The organism is Bifidobacterium mongoliense DSM 21395 (genome assembly GCF_000741285.1).
GTDB lineage: Bacteria > Actinomycetota > Actinomycetes > Actinomycetales > Bifidobacteriaceae > Bifidobacterium > Bifidobacterium mongoliense.
Genome location: NZ_JGZE01000036.1, coordinates 1 through 4,797 on the forward strand (window position 1 = coordinate 1; position 4,797 = coordinate 4,797).

Here is a 4,797-nt window from a genome sequence, read left to right on the forward strand (position 1 = left end):
CCGCCTGGGCGCCCGCACCGCCCGGGTACCCGCGGCGTCGTGCACTCGCACCGCCCGGGTACCCGCGGCGTCGTGCACTCGCACCGCCGGGTTATCTGCGCCGACCGAGCGCCCGCACCGCCTCCGGAAACCCCTAGTGCACTTTGTGTAGTCTTTTGCGCGCAGACCGCCGGTCCCCGCTCGGTTCCGTTTTTGCGGATTGGCGGTATATGGCCGTTTTGGTTATTCCGCTTTTCATGGTCGGAGCAAAAGTGCTACACAAAGTGAACGGTCCCCCCGAATCCGGCTTACTGAACGGGTGAATAAGGCTTTTCGGACCGCTGGAACCCTGTTCGACAGTGAAATTGATACGGTGTGGCGCCAGTTGATCGATCTGGTGTGGCGCATCGGCGTTCAACAAGCCAAAGCCTTGCCGAGTGCGATCCGGATTCCTTCGACGGCGTGATCGAGCAAGGAGGTACATCGTATGTGGGCGCAACTCTCCGCCGAAGTCGCCACGCAATGGACGTGATCGAGTGAGGCAGTGCGACGTGTGTGACCGAGTAGGGCAGTGCATCGTATGCGATCGCAGATGATATCAGTGTTGTTGTCAATATTGCTATTAAGGGGATATGGCCTTGCCGTTAAGGCGATATGGCGTGGGTAATGCTGCTATGTGGGTAATGCCCTTATCAAGGGGTATGGCATCGGTGCCGTGGAGCCGCTTGACAGAATCGAACTGTCGACCTTCTCATTACGAGTGAGACGCTCTACCAACTGAGCTAAAGCGGCAATTGCCCGAGCAGCGTTCGCTACCCGCGCACAAGAAGTTGAGTGTAGTGGATGCGCCGGATTTTGTCCAGCTCGCTGTGTGCGGCCACCGTGGCGTTCACGCACAATGCGCCAGGGCGGCCGCACATGATGCGACGGGGCGGCCGTGCGCGATGCGCCGGGGCGACCGCGCTTGTTTGACCGGTGCGCGACAATGGGGGTATGAACGGCACAAACGGCACAAACGGATTCGACGATGTTCATGTGATCATTCCCGCCGGTGGCACGGGCACGAGGTTGTGGCCACTGAGCCGTGGCGCCAAGCCCAAGTTCCTGTACGACCTGGTCGGTCAGGGCAGCACGCTGATCCAGTCGACCTTCGACCGGCTCGCCGCGTTGTTGGGGCCGGATCATGTCGTGGTCAGCACGGGCCGGGACCATGTGTCCGCCATCCGGCACCAGATCCCGCAGCTCGCCGAGGGCAACATCTTCGCCGAACCGGTGCCGCGCGATTCGACCGCCGCCATCGCGCTCGCCACCGCAGTGCTGGCCCGCCGGTACGGGGAGCGGATCGTGGTGGGGTCCTTCGCCGCCGATCAGGTGATCCGCGGCCGCGACGCCTTTGTCGAAGCCGTGCGCCAGGCGGTGCTCACCGCGCGGGCCGGCTATGTGACCACCATCGGCATCGCCGCCTCCCGGCCATCCACGGCGTTTGGATACATCCACCAGGGCGCCTCGCTGGCCGACCGCGTCCCCGGGGCCCCGGCGCGCGCGCGGTTGAGCGGTTCGTCGAGAAGCCGGATGCCGACACGGCCCAGGCCTACCTGGCGACGGGGGGAGTATCGCTGGAACGCCGGCATGTTCGTCATGCGGGCCGATGTGCTGCTCGACCACCTGCGGGCCCACAAGCCCGAGTTGTTCGCCGCGATTTCGCGGATCGCCGACGCCATGATGCGCTCCGACCGCGAGGGCCGGGAGGCTATGGATCGCTGCTGGCCGCGGGTCGAGAAGATCGCCTTCGACTACGCGGTGGCGGAACCGCTGAGCCTGTCCGGCGGCGTCGCGATGATCCCGGGGGACTTCGGGTGGGACGACATCGGCGACTTCAATTCCGTGGCCGCGATGCTGCCCAGCAGGGACGGGCGCAACATCAAGGTGCTGGGCGACTCCGACCGGATCGTCAGCCTCGATTCGGCGGGCGACGTGGTCGTGCCGCGGGCCGATCGGACCATCGCGTTGCTCGGCGTGAACGACATGGTCGTGGTGGACACCCCCGACGCCCTGCTCATCGCCCCCCGGGCCAGGAGCCAGGAGGTCAAGGCGATGGTGGCGCGCCTGTCCGAAGAGGGGCGCGACGACCTGCTGTGACTGGGTGGGTGACTTTCGAGCACCTTTCGCCTGACCGACCGGTTTCCCGTCTCACCACGCGGTCACGAGCCACATTGTGAGATTCTGTCCTATTTTGTGAGTAGCTTGTGGAGTGAGGAGTCGACTCGGTCGCCGCCATGGATGCGCACGATGCGGGTGTCGACTCACGGTGATGATGAAAGGACTTCCACATTATGGCTATCAATCCTCCTATTGACGCCACCCAGACACCGCAGTGGGCGGCTTTGCAGAAGCATTTTGACGAGCTGCAAGCTTCGGGCGTGAGCCTCAAGCAATGGTTCGCCGAGGATCCGACCCGCGTCGAGAAGCTCAGCTTCGAGGCCGGCGACCTGCACTTCGACCTGTCCAAGGACCTCATCAAGCCCGAGACCATCGCGCTGTTCGCCGATCTGGCCAAGGCCGTCAAGCTTGAAGAACGCACCAAGGCCATGTACACCGGCGTGCACATCAACAACACCGAGGACCGCGCCGTGCTGCACACCGCGCTGCGTCGTCCGGCCGAGGACGAGGGCAAGTTCATCGTCGACGGCCAGGATGTCGTCAAGGATGTGCGCGACGTACTCGCCCGCATCTACGCCTTCGCCGACAAGGTCCGCTCCGGCGAGTGGACCGGCGTGACCGGCAAGAAGATCACCACCGTCGTCAACATCGGCATCGGCGGTTCCGACCTGGGTCCCGTCATGGTCTACGAGGCCCTCAAGGCCTACGCGGACGCCGGCATCAGCGCCCGCTACATCTCCAACATCGACCCCAACGACATGGCCGAGAAGACCAAGGGCCTCGATCCCGAGACCACGCTCTTCATCATCGTCTCCAAGACGTTCACCACGCTTGAGACCCTGACCAACGCCCGTGAGGCCCGTACCTGGCTGCTCAGCAACCTCAAGGCCTCCGGCGCCATCGACGGTTCCAAGGAGAAGTCCGCGGAAGCCGTGAGCAAGCACTTCGTCGCCGTCTCCACCAATCTGGAGAAGGTCGAGGAGTTCGGCATCGATCCGAAGAACGCCTTCGGCTTCTGGAACTGGGTCGGCGGTCGTTACTCCGTCGAAGGCGCCGTCGGCACCTCGCTCGCGGTCGTCTTCGGACCCAAGCGGTTCGAGGAGTTCCTGCACGGCTTCCACGCCATCGACGAGTACTTCGCCACGACCCCGTTCGAGAAGAACGTCGTCGTGCTGCTCGGCATGCTCAACGTGTGGTACCGCAACTTCTTCAAGGCCGCGTCGCACGCGGTGCTGCCCTATGACCAGTACCTGCACCGCTTCCCGGCGTACCTGCAGCAGCTGACCATGGAGTCCAACGGCAAGTCCGTGCGTTGGGACGGCACCCCGGTGACGACCGAGACCGGCGAGATCTTCTGGGGCGAGCCCGGCACGAACGGCCAGCACGCCTTCTACCAGCTCATCCACCAGGGCACGCAGCTCATCCCCGCTGACTTCATCGCGTTCGCCAACACGCCGAACCCGACGAAGGACGGCGACCAGGACGTCCACGAGCTGTTCCTGGGCAACTTCCTGGCGCAGACCAAGGCGCTCGCCTTCGGCAAGACCGCCGACGAAGTCCGTGCCGAGGGCACGCCCGAGGACATCGTCCCCGCCCGCGTCTTCACCGGCAACCGTCCGACCACCTCGATCTTCGGTGACGCCCTGACGCCGTACTCGCTTGGCGAGCTCATCGCGCTCTACGAGCACATCACGTTCGTCGAGGGCACTGTCTGGGGCCTGGACTCCTACGATCAGTGGGGTGTGGAGCTCGGCAAGCAGCTGGCCAAGCAGATCACGCCGGCCATCTCGCAGGACGACAAGGCGCTGGCCGAGCAGGATGCCTCGACCCAGGGCCTGATTCGCTTCTACCGCGCGCACCGCAAGTAGTCGCGCAGGCTGCGTTTCACCGCATACCGTTCGCCCGGGCATGCGCGGTTTCGTACCGCGTTGCCCGGGCGTTCCATATCCGGCTCAGCCCTTGTTGGCCTCATCGAGGGTCAGGGTGTCGTCGTCGGCGTCGTAGTCGAACAGCTCGCCGTAGCGTCCCCAGCTCACGGCGATGTGGAACTGCTGACGGGCCTCCTCGTCGGTGTGCCGGCCGCGCAGCAGGTCGAGGAACAGCTCGCCGTGCAGCTCCTGCGATTTCGACTGCTTGAGCGCGTGGTCGATGGTCTTGACCAGCGGCGCGTGCTTGAGCGCAAGACCGGCGAAGACCCGCTTGGCCTCGAGGATGTCCGCGCTCTCCCACGACCGGCCGGCCGCGGTGAGCGTCACGTGGCCGGCGTCCACGGTGAGCACGCCGAGCATCACGCCCGCATCGACCAGCGGGAAGAGGTCGTCGACCTCGAAGGAGAGCGCCGAGGCCAGGTCGGCCAGATCGATGCCGTCGGGATTCGCGGCGATCATGTCGAGCAGACCGGCGAGCCCGCCCGGGGTGATGTTCGGCAGCGCGGTGGACCGCGAAGCCGCAGGTGCATCGGTGGATGTGGCCACAGGTGAGGTGGCGGGCTGCGAGGCGGTGGGCTGCGAGGTTGCGGTTTCCGAATGGGGCGCCCCCGCATGCGCGGCGGCGGCATCGGTGGTCCCGGTGCCGGCGGTGCCCGCATGGGCGGATGACGTGGCCTCTGATCCTGAGGCCCCCGAACCCTTGGCCCCTGACTGTGCGGCCCCCGCCTTC

Annotated in this window: 4 protein-coding genes and 1 tRNA gene; 3 read left to right on the forward strand and 2 right to left on the reverse strand. The window is 65.3% G+C overall.

The window, feature by feature from the left end; all coding sequences use genetic code 11:
- Positions 1–298 precede the first annotated feature (298 nt).
- A complete protein-coding gene (locus BMON_RS10495) occupies positions 299–445 on the forward strand; it encodes a hypothetical protein (protein WP_161786324.1) in 147 nt (48 codons plus the stop codon).
- A 250-nt stretch (positions 446–695) separates the two neighbouring features.
- On the opposite strand, the gene BMON_RS09010 is transcribed toward BMON_RS10495, so the two are convergent.
- Positions 696–771: transfer RNA gene (locus tag BMON_RS09010), tRNA-Thr, on the reverse strand.
- A gap of 201 nt (positions 772–972) precedes the next feature.
- Between BMON_RS09010 and BMON_RS09015 the strand changes: the two genes are divergently transcribed.
- On the forward strand, positions 973–2,118 hold the full coding sequence (locus BMON_RS09015; RefSeq protein ID WP_237745403.1) for a mannose-1-phosphate guanylyltransferase: 1,146 nt from the start codon (positions 973–975) through the stop codon (positions 2,116–2,118).
- A 194-nt stretch (positions 2,119–2,312) separates the two neighbouring features.
- The gene (gene pgi, locus BMON_RS09020; RefSeq protein WP_033512609.1) at positions 2,313–4,007 is read left to right on the forward strand and encodes a glucose-6-phosphate isomerase; all 1,695 of its coding nucleotides are present in this window, start codon (positions 2,313–2,315) and stop codon (positions 4,005–4,007) included.
- A gap of 84 nt (positions 4,008–4,091) precedes the next feature.
- Here pgi and BMON_RS10270 read toward each other — a convergent pair.
- A partial coding sequence (locus BMON_RS10270) for an AAA-associated domain-containing protein (protein WP_202805466.1) occupies positions 4,092–4,797 on the reverse strand: 706 nt, incomplete at its 5' end.

What these genes read in the sequence shown, in the direction of transcription:
- pgi (WP_033512609.1), top strand. Translation starts at nt 2,313, where the DNA reads ATGGCTATCAATCCTCCTATTGACGCCACCCAGACACCGCAGTGGGCG.
- BMON_RS09015 (WP_237745403.1), top strand. Translation starts at nt 973, where the DNA reads ATGAACGGCACAAACGGCACAAACGGATTCGACGATGTTCATGTGATC.